5 protein-coding genes are annotated in these 23612 nt (G+C 74.4%); all 5 read left to right on the top strand.

Features of this window, described 5'->3' with window-relative positions; genetic code table 11:
• Nucleotides 1-274: 274 nt before the first annotated feature.
• Nucleotides 275-19090: a non-ribosomal peptide synthase/polyketide synthase gene (locus tag ABZ172_RS22850; protein ID WP_356885820.1), complete on the top strand. Its 18816-nt coding sequence runs from the start codon at nucleotides 275-277 to the stop codon at nucleotides 19088-19090.
• A 44-nt stretch (nucleotides 19091-19134) separates the two neighbouring features.
• A complete protein-coding gene (locus ABZ172_RS22845; protein WP_356885818.1) occupies nucleotides 19135-20346 on the top strand; it encodes a cytochrome P450 in 1212 nt (403 codons plus the stop codon).
• A gap of 90 nt (nucleotides 20347-20436) precedes the next feature.
• A complete protein-coding gene (locus ABZ172_RS22840) occupies nucleotides 20437-21366 on the top strand; it encodes a sulfotransferase domain-containing protein (RefSeq protein WP_356885816.1) in 930 nt (309 codons plus the stop codon).
• Nucleotides 21367-21452: 86 nt separating this feature from the next.
• On the top strand, nucleotides 21453-22352 hold the full coding sequence (locus ABZ172_RS22835; RefSeq protein ID WP_356885814.1) for a TauD/TfdA family dioxygenase: 900 nt from the start codon (nucleotides 21453-21455) through the stop codon (nucleotides 22350-22352).
• Nucleotides 22353-22552: 200 nt separating this feature from the next.
• Nucleotides 22553-23602, top strand: a complete 1050-nt coding sequence (gene dpgA, locus ABZ172_RS22830; RefSeq protein ID WP_356885832.1) for a 3,5-dihydroxyphenylacetyl-CoA synthase DpgA — start codon at nucleotides 22553-22555, stop codon at nucleotides 23600-23602.
• Nucleotides 23603-23612: the final 10 nt, after the last annotated feature.

The following is a 23612-nucleotide window of genomic DNA, read 5'->3' as shown; positions in this document are numbered from 1 at the left end:
TCGGCCGGCACGCCACGGTGATCCGGGACCGACCGTAGGCGCGCGGAAAACCGGCCGGCAACGACGATCCCCGCCGTTACGGCCGCACGGCCCGCCCTCCGGTTCCACCGACGGGGGCCCGCGCTGCGGCGCCGCACGTAACTGTGGCTCCCACCGATGCTGCTGCCTCGCCCGCCTCAGCACCATCTGTACTGCCCGCACCGGGCCGTGACGCGTCCGTGCGGACGGCCCGCCCGGGGGCGACGGACGACCCGGCCCGCATTGAGGAGTGCACGTGATTCCTGCGTCGTATGCGCAACGCCGGCTGTGGCTCGTGGACCGGCTGGAGGGACCGAGCGCCCTCTACACCGTCCCGCTGGTCCTGCGGCTCTCCGGGACGCCGGACGTGAGCGCGCTGCGGGCGGCGCTGCACGACGTGGTGACCCGCCACGAGGCGCTGCGGACCCGCTTCCCCCAGGTCGACGGCGAACCCGTGCAGGAGATCGTGCCCGCCGCCGCGCTCGACGGCCTGCTGACCGTGGACGAGGTGCGGGCCGACGACCTGGAGGCCGAGATCGGCCGTACCGCCCGGCACGTCTTCGACCTGACCGCCGGCATCCCCTTCCACGCCCGGCTGCTCACCGTCGACGAGCGGACGTCGGCACTCGTGATCGCCCTGCACCACATCGCCGCCGACGGCTGGTCCGCCGCCCCGCTCTGGCGGGACCTCTCCGCCGCCTACACCGCACGCCTGACCGGAACAGGGCCCGACCTCGCCCCGCTGCCCGTGCAGTACGCCGACTACACCGTGTGGCAGCGCGAACTGCTCGGCGACGCCGACGATCCCGGCAGCCTGCTCTCCGAGCAGCTCGCCTACTGGCGCAAGGCGCTGGCCGGGGCTCCCCAGGAGCTCGCGCTGCCCGTCGACCGGCCGCGGCCCGCCGCCTCCGCGCACGACGGAGGCACCGTACGCCTCACCGTCCCCGCGGACCTGCACGCCCGGCTCGCCGAGGTCGCGCAGGCCGAAAACGCCACCATGTTCATGGTCTGGCACGCCGCGGTCGCCGTCCTGCTCTCCAAGCTCGGAGCCGGTCACGACATCCCCGTCGGCAGCCCGTTCGCCGGGCGCGACGAGGCGGACCTCGAAGACCTCGTCGGCTTCTTCGTCAACACCCTCGTCCTGCGCACCGACCTGACCGGCGATCCCGCCTTCACCGAGATCGTCCGGCGGGTGCGCGGCGCCGCCGTCGACGCCATGAACCACCAGGACGTGCCCTTCGAGCGGCTCGTGGAGGAGCTCGCCCCGGCCCGTTCCCTGACCCGGCACCCCCTCTTCCAGGTCAACCTCACCCTGCACAACACCCCCCGCGTCCCGGTCGACCTGCCCGGCCTCACGGCCGTCGCCGGCTTCGCGGAACTGCCGCTGGCCAAGTACGACCTCGACCTCCAGATCCTGGAACACTTCGACGACCGGGGCCGGCCCGCCGGCCAGCACGTGGAACTGCACTACTCCGCCGACCTGTTCGACCGCACCACCGCCGAAGCCCTCGCGGACCGCCTCCTGCGCGTCCTGCGCCAGGCCGCCGGCACCCCGCACCTGCCGCTGCACGCCGTCGACGTCCTCTCACCCGCCGAACACGCCGCACAGCTCGCCGCCGCGGGCGACACGGCGCCCCCGCCGCCCGCGGAGACCCTGCCCGGCCTCTTCGCCGCCCGGGCCGCCGCGCACCCCGACAGGCCCGCCGTCACCCACGACACGGCCGGACTGACCTACGCCGAACTGGACGCCGAGTCCAACCGCCTCGCCCGCCACCTGGTCGCCTGCGGCGCCGGCCCCGAGACCCTGGTCGCCGTGTCGCTGGACCGCACCCCCCGCCTGGTCGTCGCGCTCCTCGCGGTCATGAAGGCGGGCGCCGCGTACCTCCCGGCCGACCCCGCCTACCCGGCCGCCCGGATCGACGCGCTGCTCACGGACGCCGCCCCCGCCCTGCTGCTCACCACCGCGGACACCGCCGCACACACCGTCGCCGCCCCCGGCCTGCGGCGTGTCCTCCTCGACGACGGGGACGTCCGCACCACCGTCGCCGCCCACGACGCCGGTCCGCTCACCCAGGACGAACGCCGGGCCCCGCTCCACCCCGGCCACCCGGCCTACGTCATCCACACCTCGGGCTCCACCGGCACGCCCAAGGGCGTCGTGGTCGCCCACGCCCAGGTGACCGCGCTGCTGCGGTCCGCCGCCGACCGGTACGGCTTCGGCACCGACGACGTCTGGACCTGGTTCCACTCCTACGCCTTCGACTTCTCCGTATGGGAACTGTGGGGCGCCCTCCTCACCGGCGGCCGGCTCGTCGTCGTCGGCCACGACACCTCCCGTACCCCCGCCGACTTCCACCGTCTGCTGGTCCGCGAGGGCGTCACCGTCCTCAGCCAGACCCCCTCCGCCTTCCACCAACTCGCCCGCGCCGACGCCCGGCAGGACCCCGCAGCCCTCGACGCCCGGCTCCGCCTCGTCGTGTTCGGCGGCGAGACCCTGGACCCCGCACGCCTCACCGACTGGTACGCCCGCCACGGCGCCGACGGCCCGCGCCTGGTGAACATGTACGGCATCACGGAGACCACCGTCCACGTCACCCACCTGGACCTGGCCCCCGGCACCGGCGACGCGCCCGCCCCGCAGGGCGGCAGCCCCGTGGGACGCCCCCTCGACCACACCCGCGTGTACGTCCTCGACGACGCGCTGCGGCCCGTGCCGCCCGGCGTCCCCGGCGAGGTGTACGTCACCGGCACCGGAGTGGCCCGCGGCTACCTGCACCGGCCCGCGACGACCGCCGCACGCTTCGTGGCCTGCCCCTTCGAACCGGGCACCCGCATGTACCGCACCGGCGACCGCGCCCGCCGCGCCGCCGACGGCACGCTCGCCCACCTCGGCCGCACCGACGACCAGGTGAAACTGCGCGGCTTCCGCATCGAGCCCGGCGAGGTCGAGACCGCCCTGCTGGGGCACCCCCCGGTCGCCGAGGCGGCCGTCGTGATCCGCACCGACACACCGGGCGATCGGCGCCTCGTCGGCTACGTCGTCCCGCGCGACCCGGCCGACGCCACCGGCGACGAGGGCGCCGCACTGGCACGCCGGGCACGTGAACACGTCGCCGCGGTGCTCCCCGCCCACATGGTGCCCTCCGCCTGCGTGACGGTCGGCCGACTGCCCCTCACCGCTAACGGCAAACTCGACCGTGCCGCGCTCCCCGCCCCGGACCGGGACACCGCCGGGGGCGGACGGGCCCCCGCGACGGCGCGCGAGGAGATTCTCTGCGCGGCGTTCGCGGACGTCCTGGGCCTGCCCGAGGTCGGAGCCGACGACGACTTCTTCGCGCTCGGCGGCCACTCCATGCTCGCCGTGCGGCTCCTCGACCACCTCCGCGGGCAGGGCGTCGGCGTCGACATGCGGACCCTGTTCACCGCCCCGACACCGGCCCGGCTCGCCGAAGCCGCCGGTCCCGAGCCCGTCCGGGTCCCCGAGGGAACCGTCCCGCCCGGCGCCACCCGCCTCACACCCGGGATGGTCCCCCTCGCCGGCCTCACCGAGGACGAACTGCGCACCCTCACCGACGCCCTGCCCGGCGGCGCGGCCGGCATCGCCGACGTCTACCGCCTGGGCCCGCTCCAGGAGGGCCTCTTCTTCCACCACCGGCTGCACGCCGAAGCGGCCACCGGGACCGGCGCCCGGAGCCGGACCGCGCCCGGAGGCGGCACCGGGAACACCGCCTGGACCGGCGACCGCCCCGGCCCCGGCGACGAGGACCCCTACGTCGTCCGGTACGTCCTGGGCTTCGAGACCGGCCGGCTCCTCGACGCCTTCCTCGCGGCCCTGTCCCAGGTGATCGACCGTCACGACGTGCTGCGCACCTCCCTGGCCTGGGCGGACCTGCCGCACCCCGTGCAGATCGTGCACCGGCACGCCGAGCTCCCCGTCACCGAGACGGACCCGGGGGACGCACCCGACCCGGTGGAACATCTGCTGACCCACGCCGGCGAGCCGCTGGACCTGCGCCGTGCCCCCCTGATGGACGCCCGGACCGCCACCGAACCCGGCACCGGCCGCCGGCTCCTCGCCGTCCGCATGCACCACATCACCCAGGACCACACCACGCTCGACCTGGTCCTGCGCGAAGCCACCGCCCTGCTGGCCGGCCGCGGCGACGACCTGCCCGCCCCGCGCCCCTACCGTGGCTACGTCGCCCAGGCGCTGCTGAGCACGCCCGCGGAGGAGCACGAGGCGTACTTCGGCCGGCTCCTCGGCGACGTCACCGACACCACCGCCCCCTTCGGCGTGCGGGAGGTGCGGGGCGACGGGACCGACGTCACCGAACGCCGCACCCTCCTCGGCGAACCGGTGACGGCCCGGCTGCGCGCACAGGCCCGGCGCGCCGGAGTGAGCGCGGCGACCGTCCTGCACGTCGTGTGGTCCCGGGTCCTGGCCGCCGTCTCCGGACGGGACGACGTCGTCTTCGGCACCCTGCTCCTCGGCCGCATGCAGGCCGGCGACGGCGCCGGCGAGGTGCCCGGCCTCTTCATCAACACCCTCCCGGTCCGGGCCCGGACCACCGGGACCGACGTGGCCGGCGCCGTCGACGCCATGCACCGGCAGCTCGCCGAGCTCCTGGTGCACGAACACGCCTCGCTCGCCGTCGCCCAGCGCGCCGGCGGAGTGCGCGCCCCCGCGCCGCTGTTCACCGCCGTCCTCAACTACCGGCACCACACCACCGCGGGCCCCGGCACGGTCCTGCCGCCCGGCACGGAGATACTCGCCTTCCGGGAACGCACCAACTACCCGCTGCTCGTCTCCGTCGACGACGACGGCAGGACGCTCGCCTTCGACGTGCAGGCCACCGCCTCCATCGACCCCGACCTCGTCACCCGGCTGCTGCACACCACCACCGAACGCGTCGTCGACGCCCTCGAACAGGCCCCGGGCACCCCGCCGGCCGACCTCGACGTCCTGCCGGCCGCCGAGCGGCACCGCATCCTCACCGAGTGGAACGACACCGGCCGGCCCGGCCCGGCCCGCGTCCTCACCGACCTCTTCGCCGACCGCGCGGCCGCCACCCCGCACGCCCCGGCCGTCACCCACGACCGCGGCGGCGCGCCCCGCGCCACGGAGGGCACCCCGGACGCCGGCCACGGTGTCCCCGAACACCTCGACTACGCCGAGCTCGACGCCCGCTCCAACCGGCTCGCCCGCCACCTGATCGGACACGGTGTCGGGCCCGAGGACCGGGTCCTGCTCCTCCTGGACCGCTCGCTCGACCTCGTCGTCGCGCTCCTCGCGGTCCTCAAGGCCGGCGCCGCGTACGTCCCCGTCGACCCGGACCAGCCCGCCGCACGGGTCGCCCACCTGTACGCCGACGCCGCACCCGCGGCCGTCCTCACCGGCACCGCCCACGCCGGGGACCTGCCCGCCTCCGCCCCGGCGCCGATCGTCGTCGACGACCCCGGCGTACGCTCCGCCGTGGCGGCCCACGCCCCGGACCCGGTCACCCAGGACGAGCGCACCACCCCGCTCCGCCCCGGCCACCCGGCCTACGTCATCTACACCTCCGGGTCCACCGGCATCCCCAAGGGCGTCGTCGTCCCGCACTCCGGCGCGGTCAACCTCCTCGCGTTCCGCTGGCCCGGCCTGACCGCCGACAGCCGTCTGCTGCAGTTCGCCTCCATCGGCTTCGACGTCGCGACCTGGGAGATCATGACGGCCTTCGCCGCCGGCGCCTGCCTCGTCACGGCCCCGGCCGCGAGTCTGCTGCCCGGCGCGGGCCTGGAGGACCTCGTGGAACGGCAGGCCGTCACCCACCTGCAACTCCCGCCCACCGTCCTTGGCATGACCGGACAGGACCACCGGCTGGACTCCGTACGTACCCTGCTGGTCGCGGGCGAGGCGCTCGGCCGGGCCCTGGTGGACCGGTGGGGGGACGGCCGCTGGTTCGGCAACGCCTACGGCCCGACGGAGATCACCGTCATCGCCGCCGCCGACGGACCCCTGCGCCCCGGCGACGCCCCCACCATCGGCCGTCCCCTGCCCGGCGTCCGCCTGTACGTCCTGGACGCCCGCCTCCTCCCCGTCCCCGACGGTGTCGACGGCGACCTGTACGTCGCCGGCGCCGGCCTGGCCCGCGGCTACCTCGACCGGCCCGGCCTCAGCGCCGAACGCTTCGTCGCCGATCCCCACGGGGCCGCGGGCACCCGCATGTACCGCACCGGCGACACCGTGCGCCGCACCCCCGAAGGGCGCCTGCTGTACGTCGGACGCACCGACGACCAGGTGAAGATCCGCGGCTTCCGTATCGAACCGGGCGAGATCGAGACCCGCCTCACCGCACACGAGGCCGTCGACCACGCCGTCGTCGTCGCCCGGGACGACCTCCCCGGCGCCGGCGGCGACACCCGCCTCGTCGCCTACGTCGTCCCGGCCGGACCCCCTGACACCGCCCTCCCCGCCGCGCTGCGCGCGCACCTCGCGGCCGGGCTCCCCGGCCACCTGGTCCCGGCCGCGTTCGTCACCCTCGACCGGTTGCCGCTGTCGGTCAACGGCAAGCTCGACCGGGCCGCCCTGCCCGTCCCGGACCCCGGCACCGGTGCCGCACGCCCCACCGGCACGTACGAGGAACTGCTCTGCGCCGCCTTCGCCCACGTCCTCGGGGTGCCGCGCGTCGGCGCGGACGACGACTTCTTCGCGCTCGGCGGCCACTCGCTGCTCGCCGTCCGCCTGGTCGGCCGCGTACGCGCGGTGCTCGGCGTCGAGATCCCCGTCCACGCCGTCTTCGATGCCCCCACCCCCACGCGCCTGGCCGCCGTGCTGGACGGGGTGGCGGGGGGCGGTGTGCGTCCGGGGGTGCGGGCGGGGGCGCGTCCGGAGCGGTTGCCGTTGTCGTACGCGCAGCGTCGGTTGTGGTTCGTGGACCGGCTGGAGGGTGCGAGTGCGTTGTACAACATTCCGTTGGTGGTGCGGTTGTCCGGGCGGGTGGATGTTCCGGCTCTGCGGGCGGCGCTGGGTGATGTGGTGGCGCGGCACGAGGCGTTGCGGACCCGGTTCCCGCAGGTGGAGGGCGAGCCGTACCAGGAGATCGTGCCGGTCGGCGAGGCACGGGTCGAACTTCCCGAGGTGTCCGTCACCCCCGACGTGCTGGACGCCCGGATCGACGAGGTCTCCGGTCATGTCTTCGACCTGGCCGGTGAGCTGCCGTTGCGGGCGACCCTGCTGACCCTGGACGAGGAGAGCGCGGTCCTCGTCCTGGTGGTGCACCACATCGCGGGTGACGGCTGGTCCCTGGCCCCCCTGTGGCGGGACCTGTCCGCCGCCTACACCGCACGCCGGCGCGGAACCACTCCGCCCGCGCCGCTCTCCGTCCAGTACGCCGACTACACCCTGTGGCAGCGCGACCTGCTCGGCGACCCCGACGACCCCGCCGGTGTCCTGGCGGAGCAGGTCACCTACTGGCGCACGGCGCTGGACGGGCTCCCCGAGGAGCTCGCCCTGCCCACCGACCGGCCCCGCCCGTCCGTCGAGAGCCACCGGGGCGCCGCCGTGCCCGTACGGGTGCCGGCCGGACTGCACGCGCGGATGGCGGAGCTGGCCCGTGCCGAGGGCGTGACGATGTTCATGGTGTGGCAGGCGGCGGTGGCCGTGCTGCTGTCGCGGCTCGGCGCGGGGGAGGACATCCCGCTGGGCAGTCCCGTGGCGGGCCGTACCGACGAGTCGCTGGAGGACCTGGTCGGGTTCTTCGTCAACACCCTGGTCCTGCGCACCGACCTGACCGGCGACCCCGGCTTCACCGAGGTGCTCGCCCGGGTCCGCCGGGACGCGCTGGGCGCCCTGCACCATCAGGACGTCCCGTTCGAGCGGCTGGTGGAGGAACTGGCACCGCCCCGGTCGATGGGCCGCCACCCCCTCTTCCAGACGGTCCTGGAGGTGCAGTCCACGCCCCTCCTCGTCCCCGAACTGGACGCGGCGGACGTCGAGGTGCTGCCCCGCGCGGCCCGCGACGCCAAGTTCGACCTCGACCTGCAGGTCGCCGAGCGCTTCGACGCCGACGCGCGCCCCGCCGGCATGGAGGGCGAACTCGTCTACGCCGCCGACCTCTTCGACCACTCGACCGCCGGGATGCTGACCACCCGGCTGCTGCGCGTCCTCGACGCCGTGACCGCCGACCCGCGACGGCCCGTGCACACCGTCGACGTGCTCGACCCGGCCGAGCGGCAGCGGCTGATGGGGGAGTGGTCCCGCACCCGGCCGGAGATCGCCGGCCCGGACGCCCGGGTGTTCGTCCTCGACGACCGCCTCATGCCGGTCCCGCCCGGCGTCGTCGGACTGCTCCACACCACCTGCGACCCGTCCGCGGAGGACGCCGTCCGCTGCCCGTTCACCGAGGAGGAGTCCGTCATGCGACCCACCGGCGCACACGCCCGCTGGGACGACGAGGGCCGCGTCCACCTCGTGACGCCCGGCACACCGACGCCACCGGAGACCGGAGCGGAGCCGTCCGCCGCCCCCGCCCGGCACGGGACCGGACTGCGCGAGGAACTCCTGCGGTCCGTCTTCGCCCAGGTGCTCGGCGTGCCCGAGGTCGGCGCGGACGACGACTTCTTCGCCCTCGGCGGCCACTCCCTCCAGGCCGTGCGCCTGGTCAGCCGCATCCGCGCCGTCCTGGGCGTCGAACTGCGCGTACGGGAGCTCTTCGAGACACCGACCGTCGCCGGACTGGCCTCCGTGCTGGACGGGGTGGCGGGGGGCGGTGTGCGTCCGGGGGTGCGGGCGGGGGTGCGTCCGGAGCGGTTGCCGTTGTCGTACGCGCAGCGTCGGTTGTGGTTCGTGGACCGGCTGGAGGGTGCGAGTGCGTTGTACAACATTCCGTTGGTGGTGCGGTTGTCCGGGCGGGTGGATGTTCCGGCTCTGCGGGCGGCGCTGGGTGATGTGGTGGCGCGGCACGAGGCGTTGCGGACCCGGTTCCCGCAGGTGGAGGGCGAGCCGTACCAGGAGATCGTGCCGGTCGGCGAGGCACGGGTCGAACTTCCCGAGGTGTCCGTCACCCCCGACGCGCTGGACGCCCGGATCGACGAGGTCTCCGGTCATGTCTTCGACCTGGCCGGTGAGCTGCCGTTGCGGGCGACCCTGCTGACCCTGGACGAGGAGAGCGCGGTCCTCGTCCTGGTGGTGCACCACATCGCGGGTGACGGCTGGTCCCTGGCCCCCCTGTGGCGGGACCTGTCCGCCGCCTACACCGCACGCCACGCGGGGAGCGCCCCGGACTTCCCGCCCCTGCCGGTGCAGTACGCCGACTACGCGCTCTGGCAGCAGCGGCTGTTCGGCGACGAGAACGACTCCGACAGCCGGCTCACCGCACAGATCGAGCACTGGCGGACCACCCTCGACGGAGTCCCCCACGAGATCGCCCTGCCCTTCGACCGGCCCCGCCCGGACAAACCCGGACGCGGCGGCGGCTGGGCCGACATCCACGTGCCGGCCGGACTGCACGCGCGGATGGCGGAGCTGGCCCGTGCCGAGGGCGTGACGATGTTCATGGTGTGGCAGGCGGCGGTGGCCGTGCTGCTGTCACGGCTCGGCGCGGGGGAGGACATCCCGCTGGGCAGCCCCGTGGCGGGCCGTACCGACGAGTCGCTGGAGGACCTGGTCGGGTTCTTCCTCAACACCCTGGTCCTGCGGACCGACCTGACCGGCGACCCCAGCTTCACCGAGGTGCTCGCCCGCGTCCGGACCACGGCACTGGACGCTCTCGACCACCAGGACGTGCCCTTCGACCGGCTCGTCGAGAAGCTGGCCCCCGCCCGCTACACCGACCGCGTGCCCTTCTTCCAGGTCCTGGTCGCCGTGCAGAACATGCCGCAGGCCCACGTCGCGCTGCCCGGCCTGGACGTGGCGGCCGGACCCGGCAAACCCACCACGGCCAAGGTCGACCTCGACGTCCAGGTCGTCGAACTCCACGACGAGGAGGGCGCGCCGAACGGCATGACCGGCGGCCTCACCTACGCCACCGACCTCTTCGACCACTCCACCGCCGAGACCCTCGTCGCCCGGCTGCTGCGCGTCCTGGACGCCGCCACCGCCGACCCCGCCCGACAGGTCTCCCGCATCGACGTCTTCGACCCCGCCGAACGCCGCCGCCTGCTCACCGCGTCCCACGGCGCCCGCAGCGACACCCTGGCGCTCACCGTCCCCGAGCTGTTCACCGTCCGCGCCTCCCGCGCACCTAAGGCGGTCGCCCTCGACACCGGCGCCGGCCCCGTCACCTACGGACAGCTGGAGGCCCGCTCCAACCGGCTCGCCCACCACCTCATGGACCTCGGCGTCGGCCCGGAGACCGTGGTCGCCGTCGTCATGGACCGCTCCCCGGACGTGGTCACCACCCTGCTGGCGATCCTCAAGGCCGGCGGCGCCTACCTCACCCTCGACCCCGCCCAGCCGGGCACCCGCACCGCCGCGATGGCCGACCGCGCCGGAGCCGGGATCTGCCTGGCCGACGGCCGGTACGCCGAGGAGGCCCGCGGGCTGTTCGCCACCGTCGTCGTCGCCGACGCCCCCGACGACGCCTGGGCCGACCGCCCCGCCGCCGCCGTCGGCGGACGGAGCCTGCCCGACCAGCTCGCCTACATCATGTTCACCTCGGGCTCCACCGGCGAACCCAAGGGCATCGGCACCACCCACCGCGACATCGTGGAGCTGGCCGGCGACCGCTGCTGGCAGTTCCCCGGCACCGCACGCGGCATGTTCGCCGCCCCGCACACCTTCGACGGGTCCACCGTCGAGATCTGGGTGCGGCTGCTCACCGGCGGCACCCTCGTCGTCACCCCGCCCGGCAGGACCGACGCGGCCCGCCTCCGCAGCCTCGTCGCCGACCACGGACTCACCCACGCCCACCTGACCGCCGGCCTCTTCCGGGTCATCGCCGAGGAGGACCCCGCCGCCTTCACCGGCGTCCACGACGTCCTCACCGGCGCCGACGTCGTCCCCAGGGAAGCCGTCCGACGGGTCCTCGAAGCCGCCCCCGGCATCGTCGTCCGCAGCAGCTACGGGCCGACCGAGTCGACGGTCATCGCCACCCAGATCCCGCTCACCGACCCCGAGACCCTGGGCGACGTCGTGTCCATCGGCCACCCCATGGACAACACCGGTGTGTACGTCCTCGACGACAGCCTCGAACCCGTCCCGGCCGGCGTCGCCGGCGAGGCGTACATCGCCGGCGCCGGACTCGCCCGCGGGTACGTCGCCCGCGCCGCGCTCACCGCCGAACGCTTCGTGGCCTGCCCGTTCGACGTACCCGGCGCCCGCATGTACCGCACCGGCGACATCGTGCGCCGACGGGCCGACGGCGCACTGGAGTTCGTCTCCCGGGCCGACGACCAGGTGAAGATCCGCGGCTTCCGGGTCGAGCCCGGCGAGGTGGAGCAGCTCCTGGCCGGCCACCCGGCCGTCGCCCAGGCCGTCGTCACCGTCCGCGAGGACACCCCGGGGGACAAGCGCCTCGTGGCCCACGTGACCCCGGCGCCCGGCCACACCCTCCCCGACCTGGGCGAGTTCGTCGCCGGACGCCTCCCCGGATACCTGGTGCCGGACGCCGTCGTCGTGCTGGAGCGGCTGCCGCTGACCGCCAACGGCAAGGTGGACCGCGCCGCCCTGCCCGCCCCCGAGGCGGTGAGCGCCGGCGCGGTGCGCCGCCCGCCGACCCTGCGCGAGGAACTCCTCTGCTCCGTCTTCGCCCAGGTCCTCGGCGTGCCCCGGGTCGGTGTGGACGACGACTTCTTCGCGCTCGGCGGCCACTCCCTGCTGGCGGTGCGCCTGATCAGCCGGATCCGCTCCGTCCTCGGCGCCGAGATCCCCGTGCAGGCGGTCTTCGAGACCCCCACCGTCGCCGGTCTCGCCGCCGCCGTCGAGGACGCCGGAGCCACCGGCACCGTGCGGCCCGCCCTCACCCCCGGTGCCCGGCCGCAGCGGGTACCGCTCTCCTACGCCCAGCGCCGCCTGTGGTTCGTGGACCGGCTGGAGTCCGCCGGGCCCCTGTACAACATCCCGCTCGCGCTCCGGCTGACCGGCACGCCGGACACCGGCGCGCTCCGCGCGGCCTGGACCGACCTGCTCACCCGCCACGAGAGCCTGCGCACCCGGTTCCTGCACGCCGACGGCGACCCCTACCAGGACATCGTCCACCTCGACGACCTCCCCCCGTACTTCGCCGTCGAGACCGTCGGCCGCGCGGACCTGGACGCCCGGATCACCGAGGCCGCCGGGCACGTCTTCGACCTCACCGCGGGGCCGCCCGTGCGGGCCACCCTCCTCGACGTGGACGGACCGGACACCGACGAGGCCGTCCTGGTCCTGGTCACCCACCACATCGTCGCCGACGGCTGGTCGATGGTCCCGCTGCTGCGCGACCTGTCCACCGCCTACACCGCCCGCCGGGCCGGCCACGCACCCGGCTGGGACCCGCTGCCCGTGCAGTACGCCGACCACACCCTGTGGCAGCGGGAACTGCTCGGCGACGGCGACGACCCCGACAGCGTCCTCGGCCGGCAGGCCGCCTTCTGGCGGGACGCGCTGAGCGGCAGCCCCGAGGAACTGACCCTGCCCACCGACCGGCCGCGGCCCGCCGTCGCGAGCCGCGAGGGCGGCTGGGTCCCGATGGCCGCACCGGCCCGCCTGCACGCACGGCTGACGGAACTCGCCGTCGCCCAGGGAGCCACCACCTTCATGGTGTGGCAGGCCGCGCTCGCCGTCCTGCTCTCCCGCCTCGGCGCCGGCCGCGACATCCCCATCGGCAGCCCCGTCGCAGGCCGCACCGACGAGGCCGCCGACGACCTCATCGGCTTCTTCGTCAACACCCTGGTGCTGCGCACCGACCTCACCGGCGACCCCACCTTCACCGAGGTCCTCGCCCGGGTCCGCAAATCCGCACTGGGCGCCCTCGGGAACCAGGACGTACCCTTCGAACGGCTGGTGGAGGAACTGGCCCCCACCCGGTCCCGCGCCCGCCACCCCCTCTTCCAGGTGCTGCTCGCCGTGCAGAACGCGCCCAGCGCCTCCGTCGACCTGCCGGGCCTCGGCGTCGAGGCCCTCCCGACCGAGCTGGGCCGCGCCAAGTTCGACCTCGACCTGCACGTCGCCGAGCGGTTCGACGACGACGGCCGCCCCGCCGGCATCGACGGCGGGATCACCTACGCCGCCGACCTCTTCGACCGCACGACCGTCGAGTCCCTCGTCGAACGCCTCCTGCTCGTCCTGGACGCCGTCGTCGCCGACCCCGCAGCCCGGGTCCGTGACATCCCCCTGCTCGACCCCGCCGAACACCACCGCGTCCTCACCGGGTGGAACAGCACCGAACGGGCCGCACCGGCCGACACCGTGCCCGGACACTTCCGCGCCCAGGCCGCCCGCACCCCGCACACCCCCGCCCTCGTCGCCGACGGCGCGCGGATGACCTACGCCGACCTCGACGCCGCCTCCGACCGGCTCGCCCGCCACCTCACCCGGCACGGCGCCGGCCCCGGCCGGCTCGTCGCCGTCGCCATGGAACGCTCCCCGGAGACGATCGTCGCGCTCCTCGCCGTCCTGAAGACCGGCGGCTCCTACCTCCCCGTCGACGTCGGCTACCCCGCCGCCCGCATCGAACTGATGCTGCGCGACGCCGCCCCCGTCGCCCTCCTCACCACCACCGCCGTCGAGGAGCGGCTGCCCGGGACCAGCGAGGACCCGCCCCGCATCGTCCTCGACGACCCGCGGACCCGGGACGCGGTGGCCGCCGAGGACGCCGTACCCCCCGCCACACCGCCGCACCTGGACTCCGCCGCCTACACCATCTACACCTCCGGCTCCACCGGCACCCCCAAGGGCGTCGTCGCCACCCACCGCGCCGTCGACCGCCTCGTCCGCCCCGCCGACTACGCCGATGTACGGGCCGGGGACGTCGTCTCCCACCTCGGGTCCGTCTCCTTCGACTCCACCACCTTCGACATCTGGGCCACCCTGCTCAACGGGGCCACCCTCGCCGTGGGGCCCGCGGGCTCCCCGTCCGTCGACGTGATCCGCGACTTCCTCGCCCGGCACCGGGTCACCGTCGCCCTGCTGCCCACCGGACTGCTGCACCAGGTGATCGACCTCGACGTCGAAGCACTGCGCGGGGTCCGCTCCGTCCTGACCGGAGGCGAGGCACTCTCCGTCGAGCACTGCCGCACGCTGCTCGGCACCCTGCCCGGCACCCGGCTGATGAACGGCTACGGACCCACCGAGAGCATCACCTACACCCACACCCACCCCGTCACCCGCGAGGACGTCGACAGCGGCCGGGCCGTCCCGCTGGGCCGCCCCCTGGCCCGCACCCGCGGCTACGTCCTCGACCCCGCCCTGCAACCCGTCCCGGTGGGCGTGCCCGGCGAGCTGTACATCGCCGGCGACGGACTCGCCCGCGGCTACGCGCACCGCCCCGGACTGACCGCCGAACGCTTCACGGCCTGCCCGTTCGAGGACGGCGGCGCCCGGATGTACCGCACCGGCGACCTGGTGCGGTGGCGGGACGACGGCGTGCTGGAGTTCGTCGGGCGCGCCGACGACCAGGCCAAGATCGGCGGCTTCCGCGTCGAGCCCGGCGAGGTCGAGGCGGCCGTCTCCGCCCACCCCGACGTCGCCCAGGCCGTCGTCCTGGTCCGTGAGGACACCCCCGGCGACAAGCGCCTCGCCGCCTACGCCGCACCGGCCGACCCTGCCGTCACCGGCCGCGCACTGGCGGACAGCATCCGGGAGTTCGTCGCCGAGCGGCTGCCGGACCACCTGGTGCCGCCGCACGTGACCGTCCTGGACCGCCTGCCGCTCACCCCGAACGGCAAGGTCGACCGGGCCGGCCTGCCCACCCCCGACCCCATGGCAGCCGTCAGCCTCGGACGCGGCCCGGCCACCCCCTACGAGGAACTGCTCGGCGTCGTCTTCGCCGACGTGCTGCGCCTGCCCCGCGTCGGCATCGACGACGACTTCTTCGCCCTGGGCGGGCACTCCCTGCTCGCCGTACGCCTGGTCAGCCGCATCCGCACCGTCCTGGGTGCCGAGACCTCCGTGGCCACCGTCTTCGAGCACCCGACCGTCTCCGGCCTCGCCCGCCGGCTGACCCGGGACGGGAGCCGCGCCCGCCCGGCCGTCGTCCCGATGCCCCGCCCGCCCGTCCTGCCGCTGTCCTACGGACAGAGCCGCCTATGGTTCGTGGACCGCATCGAAGGACCCAACCACCTCTACAACATCTGCCTCGTCCTGCGGCTCTCCGGCGACCTCGATCCGGAACTCCTGCGCACGGCCCTGACCGACGTCGTCGCCCGGCACGAGAGCCTGCGCACCACCTTCCCCCTCGTCGACGACGAACCCTGCCAGCACGTCCTGCCCGCCGCCGAGGCGGCCGTGGACCTGCCGGTCACCGCCGTCACCGAGGAGGAACTGGCCGGACGGCTCGACGCGCTCGCCTCCCACACCTTCGACCTGGCCGCCGAACCGCCGCTGCGGACCGCACTGTTCTCACTGCGCCCCGGCGCCTGGGCGTTCGCCCTGACCGTCCACCACATCGCCGCCGACGGCTGGTCGATGGGCCCCCTCTGGCGGGACCTGTCGCAGGCCTACCGGGCACGCGCCGCCGGACGGGCCCCGCAGTGGGAGCCGCTGCCCGTGCAGTACGCCGACCACACCCTGTGGCAGCGGGATTTCCTCGGCGACGTGAACGACCCCGACAGTGTGCTCGCCGCCCAGGTCGCCCACTGGAAGGACCGGCTCCACGGCGCCCCCCAGGAACTCGCCCTCCCCGTCGACCGGCCCCGCCCCGCGGTCTCGGACCACCGGGCCGGACTGGTGCCCCTGCACGTCCCGGCGCCCCTGCACGCACGGCTGGCCGAGCTGGCGCTCGGACAGGGCGTCACCATGTTCATGCTGCTGCACGCGGCGGTCGCCGTCCTGCTGTCGAAGAGCGGCGCCGGCCGGGACATCGTCGTGGGAAGCCCCGTCGCCGGACGCACCGACCAGGCCCTCGACGACCTCGTCGGCTTCTTCGCGGGCACCCTCGTGCTGCGCACCGACCTGTCGGGCGACCCCGACTTCCTCGAACTGCTCGACCGGGTGCGCACCGCGGGCCTGGACGCCTTCGAGCACCAGGACGTGCCCTTCGAGCGGCTCGTGGAGGACCTGGCCCCGGCCCGGTCCATGGCCCGCAACCCGCTGTTCCAGGTGATGCTCGCGGTACAGAACAACCACCGGGGCACGCTCAGCCTGCCCGGTGTGCAGGTGCACGAGGAGGCGGCCGGGACCCTGACGGCCCGTTTCGACCTGGACTTCGAGGTCCGGGAGAGCTTCGACGAGACCGGCGCGCCCGCCGGACTCGACGGGGAGGTCGTCTTCGCGGCCGAACTCTTCGACCGCTCCACCGCGGAGACGCTGGCGGCCCGGCTCGTACGGGTCCTGGAGACGGTCGCCGCCGATCCCACCCTGCCGGTGGCCCGCGTCGGCCTCCTCGACGACGCCGAACGCCGGCGCGTGCTCCAGGAGTGGAACGACACCGCCGCCCCCCGCCCCGACGACACCCTCGCCGGGCTCTTCGTCCGGCAGGCCGCGCGCACCCCCCACGCCGTCGCCCTGGTCCTCGACGGCACCCGGGTCACCTACGCCGAGCTCGACGAGCGCTCCGACCACCTCGCCCGGCACCTCATCGGCCTCGGAGCCGCGCCGGAGACCCTGGTCGGCGTGGCCCTCGACCGGTCGGTGGACCAGATCGTCGCGCTCCTGGCCGTCGTCAAGACCGGCGCCGCCTACCTGCCCGTCGACCCCGGCCAGCCGCGCCGCCGCACCGACCTCGTCCTCGGCGACGCCTCCCCGGTCCTCGTCCTGAGCACCGTGCGGACCACCGAGCGGCTCCGCGGCACGGACACGGAAGCCCCCGCCCGGTGGATCGACCTCGACGGACCCGCTGCCGACGGGCCCCACGACGCGCGGACACCCGGGGCGGTGACCGACGCCGACCGTGCGACGCCGCTGCGCCCGCACCACCCGGCGTACGTGATGTACACCTCCGGCTCCACCGGCACCCCGAAGGGCGTCACCGTCCCGCACCACGGCGTCGTCAACCAACTGGCCTGGATGCAGAAGGAGTACCGCCTCGAACCCACCGACCGGATGCTCCAGCGGGCGTCGTTCGGATTCGACGCCTCCGTGTGGGAGATCTTCTGGCCCCTCCTGAACGGCGCCGCGGTGGTCCTGAGCGGCCCCGGCGCGCATGCCGACCCCGGGTACCTCGCCGGACTCGTCGAGCGGGAAGGAGTGACCGTCGCCCAGTTCGTCCCCTCCGTGCTGCGGGCGTTCCTCGACAGCGGCGCCGCCGGACGCTGCACCGGCCTGCGGACCGTCCTCTGCCTCGGCGAAGTCCTCCCGGCCGCCCTGCGCGACCGCTTCCGCGCGACCCTGGGCGTGCCGCTGCACAACCTCTACGGCCCCACCGAGGCGTCCGTCGCCGTCACCGCCTGGCCCTGCGACGAGGACCCGGACGGCGGCACCGTGCCCATCGGCCGCCCCCTGGACAACACCCGGGCGTACGTCCTCGACGACGGCCTGCTCCCTGTGCCCCCCGGCACGCCCGGCGAGCTGTACGTCGCCGGCGACGGCCTGGCCCGCGGCTACCTGGGCCGGCCGGTGCTCACCGCGGAGCGCTTCGTGGCCTGCCCGTTCGGCCTCGCGGGCACCCGGATGTACCGCACCGGCGACATCGTGCGGTGGACCTCCCGGGGCCGGCTGGAATTCCTCGACCGCGCCGACGACCAGGTGAAGATCCGCGGCTTCCGCATCGAACCGGGCGAGATCGAGGCGACCCTGGCCGGACACCCGCAGGTCGCCCAGGCGGCCGTCGTCACCCGGGAGGGCCCCGACGGCGAACCCGCCCTGGCCGGCTACCTCGTACCGGTCCCCGGCGCCGCCGACGACCGGGCGGCCCTGGTCGCACAGGTCAGGGAGCACCTGGGCGACCGGCTCCCGGAACACCTCGTGCCACCGGTGCTGATCCCGCTGGACACCCTGCCGCTCACCCCCAACGGCAAGCTGGACCGCGCCGCCCTGCCCGCCCCCGACCACACCGCCCTCGCCGGCCGCAGCCCCGCCACACTCCGCGAACAGCTGCTCTGCTCCGTCTTCGAGCAGGTCCTCGGCATCTCCCCGGTCGGCGCCGACGCGAGCTTCTTCGACCTCGGCGGCCACTCCCTGCTCGCCGTACGCCTCGTCAACCGCATCAGGGCCGTCATCGGCGCCGACATCCCCGTCCGCGCCGTGTTCGAGGCCCCCACCGCCGCCGGCCTGCTCGCCTGGATCGCCCGCGAGGGACGGCAGGGGACCACCGACGTCCTCGTGCCCATGCGGTCCTCCGGCGGACGGCCCCCGCTCTTCTGCGCCCACACCGTGCTGGGTCTCGGCTGGGAGTACGGCTGGCTCGCCGACGCCGCCCCCGGGGACCAGCCGCTCTACGCGCTGCGCCCCCGCGGCATGGACACCGGCGGGGACGACCTGCCCGACTCGCTGTCCCGGATGGCAGCCGACTACGTCGCGCAGATCCGCGCCGTCCAGCCCACCGGCCCCTACCACCTGCTCGGCTGGTCCTTCGGCGGCAACGTCGTCCAGGAGATGGCGGCCCTGCTCCAGGACGAGGGGGAGGAGGTGGCCGCCCTGATCCTGCTGGACGCCAGCCCGGTGGACGGCCCCGTCACCGCCGAGCAGCGGGCGGGCTTCGCCGTGCAGGAGGAGACGGTGGCCGGCGCGCTCACCGGCGCGGAGCACGAGGCATACCTCCGCATCGTCCGAAACAACACCCGCGTCCTCCTGGCGCACCGGACCCGCAGGACGTCCGGCACCCTGCTGCTGATCTCCGCCGACTCCGAGCCGAAGGCCGCACTCTGGCGGCCGTTCGTCTCCGGCGAGGTACGCGAGCACACGCTCGACTGCGCCCACCGCGAGATGCTCCTGAACCCGGACGTCGTCCGGCGGATCTGGGACCTCGCCGCGGCCGCACTGCAACCGACCGACACCCGCCCGGACCCGGCGTGACCCCGGACCGGCGGACAGCACGCCACTGCGAGACGAGGATGGCCGTGGGCGACCCCCTGTACACCGTCACCACCATGCCGACGCAGCGCCGGCCCGACCGGCCCTTCGACCCGCCGGCCGAACTGCTCGAAGCCCGCCGGCACGGCCCCATCAGCCGCTACGTCTTCCCCGGCGGCGTGGACGGCTGGCTGGTCACCGGATACGACCTCGTCAGGTCGGTGCTGGCCGACCGGCGGTTCAGCTCACGGTGGGAGCTCCTGCGCCACCCGACCGTCGACCACGGCGACGTCGAGCTCGAACCGGCGCCCCCGGGCGAGTTCCTCTTCATGGACGAACCCCGCCACGGCCGCTACCGCAAGCCGCTGATGGGCAAGTTCACCGTGCGGCGCATGCGGCTGCTCACCGAACGCGTCGAGGAGATCACCGCCGAACACCTGGACGCCATGGAACGGGCCGGCGGTCCCACCGACCTGGTGACCGCGTACGCCAAACCCATCCCCGCCGTCACCATCTGCGAACTGCTGGGGGTCCCGCACGACGAACGCGCCGCCTTCCAGGAACAGGTCGACGCCTTCCGCGATCTGGAGTCCGACCGCGACGACCTCATCGCCGCCTACCACGCGACCCGCACCCACCTCGGCGCACTGGTGGCAGCCAAACGCACCCGCCCCACCGACGACGTGCTCAGCGAGCTCACCGACAGCGACCTCACCGACGAGGAACTGGTCGGCATGTCGCTCTTCCTGCTCGCCGCCGGACTCGACACCACGATGCACATGATCGGTCTCGGGACCTTCGCGCTGCTGCGCCACCCCGAGCAGTTCGCCGCCCTGCGCGCCGACCCCGCACTCGCCGACCGGGCCGTCGAGGAACTGCTGCGCTACCTGAGCGTCGGCAAGACCTTCATGCGCACGGCCCTGGAGGACGTGGAACTCGGCGGCCGCACCGTCAGGGCCGGGACCTCGCTGATCCTGTCCTACAACACCGCCAACCGCGACCCCGACCGCTTCACCGACCCCCATGTGCTCGACCTGCGACGCCAGGAGGGTGCCCACATCGCCTTCGGACACGGCATCCACCAGTGCCTGGGCCAGCAGCTGGCCCGCGTCCAGATGAAGGTGGCGTTCCCCGCCCTGGTGAACCGCTTCCCCACCCTCCGCCTCGCCGTGCCCGCCGAGGAGATCGCCCTGCGCCCCGAGGCGGAGATCGCGGACGTCTACGGCGTGAAGAGCCTCCCGGTCACCTGGGACGCGTAACTGTGGCGAACGTGGATGCCGTGCGCGGACCGCCACGGCAGATTGTGACCGGACCCGCTGCCTCTCCGTTCCCCTGTGAGGGATGTCGCCATGGCTGAACAGACTCTGAACCCCGTGCCGCGCCGGTACAAGTCACCGCAACAGGACAGCGCCCGCTGGGACGACTTCCCGCTGCGCGAGGGCGACATCGTCGTCAGCAGCCCGGCGAAGTCCGGCACCACCTGGGTGCAGATGATGTGCGCGCTGCTCGTCTTCCGGACCCCCGAACTCCCCGCACCGCTGTCGACCCTGTCGCCGTGGCTGGACCAGCTCTTCACCCCGCAGGACCAGATGTACGCGCAGCTCGCGGCGCAGGAGCACCGGCGTGTCCTGAAGACGCACGTCCCGCTCGACGGACTCCCGCTCGATCCGCGCGTCAGCTACCTCGTCGTCGCCCGGCACCCGCTCGACCGGGCCCTGTCGATGTACCACCAGGCCTCCAACGTCCGCGCCGAGTGGCTGCACGCCTTCAACAGCGAGGACTCCGGCGAGTACGAGGGACCGGCCTCCCTCACCCTGCCGCCGCCCCGCGAGTACCTGCTCAACTGGTGCCGCGCCGGCGCGTCGGACGCCTGGGAACAGGACGTGGCCGCCGCCGAGCTCCACCACCCGCTCGACGCCTGGAACCGGCGCGCGGAGCCGAACGTCCGGCTGATGCACTACGACGACCTGCGCACCGACCTCGCCGGCCAGATGTCGGCGCTGGCCGAGTGGCTGGGCATCACCGTGGACGAGGCCGTCATGCCGGACCTGGTACGGGCGGCGACCTTCGACGAGATGAAGGGCCGGGCCGCCCGGCTGGCGCCGGACAAGGAGATCCTCACCGACCCCGTGAAGTTCTTCCGGGCCGGACGCTCCGGGGGCGCCCGCGACGTCCTCACCGAGGCGGACCTCGACGCCTACCACGAGCGGGTCGGCGCCCTCGCCCCCGCGCAGTTCCTGGACTGGCTGCACGGCGGAACGGCGGGCGCCCGCCCCTGACCCCCGCCGACGCAGGGCCCCCGCCCCCGCACGGCTGCCCGCCGACGCGCCGCCCCGCCCCCCCGCCCCTCGAAGGAGACCCCGCTGTGACCACGTCCGCAGCACCGCAGGCCGCCCCCGCCACCCCGCCCGCCGACGGCATCGACGTCCGCCGCGTCTCCGGCGCCCTCGGCGCCGAGGTCCGCGGGATCGACCTCGACGCCCTCACCGACGCCCAGTTCGACCGCGTCCACGAGCTGATGCTCGAACACCTCGTGCTGTTCTTCCCGGACCAGCAGAACCTGACCCCCGAGGGACACGTGGCGTTCGGCCGGCGCCTCGGCGAGGTCGAGGTCCACCCCTTCCTGCCCAAGCTCGAAGGCCACCCCGAGATCACGGTGATCCAGCCCGACAAGGGCGGCAAGGCCGACGAGTGGCACATCGACGTCAGCTTCAGCCCCAGCCCGCCGATCGCGTCGATCCTGCACCTCATCGACACCCCCTCCGCCGGCGGCGACACCATGTGGAGCAACCAGTACCGGGCGTACGAGACGCTCTCCGAGCCCTTTCGCGCGATGCTCGACGGGCTCACCGCCGTCCACGTCCTGAAGATCCCGCCGGTCGTCGAGATGTCCGCCGAACACCCCGTCGTGCGCGTCCACCCGGTCACCGGACGCAAGTCGCTCTACGTCACCCGGATGTGGACCTCGCACATCCCGCAGCTCACCCGGCAGGAGAGCGACACCGTCCTGCAGCACCTGTTCGAGCACTCCGAGCAGCCGGCCTTCACCCTCCGGCACCGCTGGGACCCGCACACCGTCGCCCTCTGGGACAACCGCGTCACCCAGCACATCGCCATCAACGACTACCAGGAACACCGCCGCGGCCAGCGCGTCACCGTCAACGGTGACCTGCCGTCGAGCGACACCCCGCGCCGGCCCGAGTACCGGCGCAACGGCGACGAGCGGTACTACCCGCGCCGCATCAACGCCAAGGTCGGCTACTGAACGAGCCGCCCGGCCGGGCCCGCCCGGCCACGACGGCGCCGTCCCAGGACGACGCCGAGCAGCTGTGCGGTGCCCCGGACCCCCTCGGCCACCGCCACCCCACCACGCGCCCCACGGAGGAAGACGTGCGCGGAACCCAGCAGCCGGCCGACCGGGCCCCCGGGCGCCCGCCGGAGCGGACAGCCGCCGGCACCCCGGGACTGGTCGGGGTCGGCACCGCGGTGCCGCCCGTCTCGTACACCCAGCGGGAGGTCCTCGACACCTTCGGCATCACCGACCGGCGCATCCGCTCCGTCTTCCTCGGCGGCAACATCGAGCGCCGCAACCTGAGCCTGCCCCCGATCGGCCCCGACGGGAAACCGGTCCAGGAGTCCCAGGGCGACCTGCTGCGCAAACACACCGAGACCGGGCTGCGGATGGGCCGCGACGCCGTCGAACGCTGCCTGGCCGACGCCGGCGCGGAGCTCGCCGACATCCGCTACCTGTGCTGCGTCACCTCCACCGGACTGCTCACCCCCGGCCTGTCCGCGCTGCTCATCAGGGACCTCGGCATCCACCCCTCCTGCCAGCGCCTCGACGTCGTCGGGATGGGGTGCAACGCCGGGCTCAACGCCCTCAACGCCGTCGCGGGCTGGGCCGGCGGCCACCCCGGCGAACTCGCCCTCATGGTCTGCGTCGAGGCCTGCTCCGCCGCCTACGTCTTCGACGGCACCATGCGCTCCTCGGTGGTCAACAGCCTCTTCGGGGACGGCTCGGCCGCCGTCGCCGTCCGGGCCCCCGCCGACCCCGGCGACGGAGCGCCGCCGTCCGGTCCCGAGCTGCTGAGATTCACCAGCCACATCATCCCCGAGGCCGTCGCCGCGATGCGCTACGACTGGGACGACGTGCACGGCAAATTCAGCTTCTACCTCGACGCCGACGTGCCCTACGTCGTCGGCGCCCACGCCGAGACCGCGGTCTCCCGCCTCCTCGACGGCACCGGACTGCGCACCGGGGACATCGCCCACTGGGTGGTGCACTCCGGCGGCAAGAAGGTCATCGACGCGATCCGGGTGAACCTCGAACTGTCCCGGCACGACGTGCGGCACACCACCGGGGTGCTGCGCGACCACGGCAACCTCTCCAGCGGATCGTTCCTGTTCTCCTACGAGCGGTTGCGCGACGAGAGGTCAGCCGTGGCGGGCGACCTCGGAGTCCTGATGACGATGGGGCCGGGCTCGACCATCGAGACGGCCCTGGTGCGCTGGTGAGGAAAGGAGC

The organism is Streptomyces sp. NPDC006296, assembly GCF_040613235.1.
Taxonomy (GTDB): domain Bacteria; phylum Actinomycetota; class Actinomycetes; order Streptomycetales; family Streptomycetaceae; genus Streptomyces.
The sequence above is the reverse complement of the archived record's forward strand: the minus strand, read 5'-3'. Positions and strand labels throughout refer to the sequence as shown.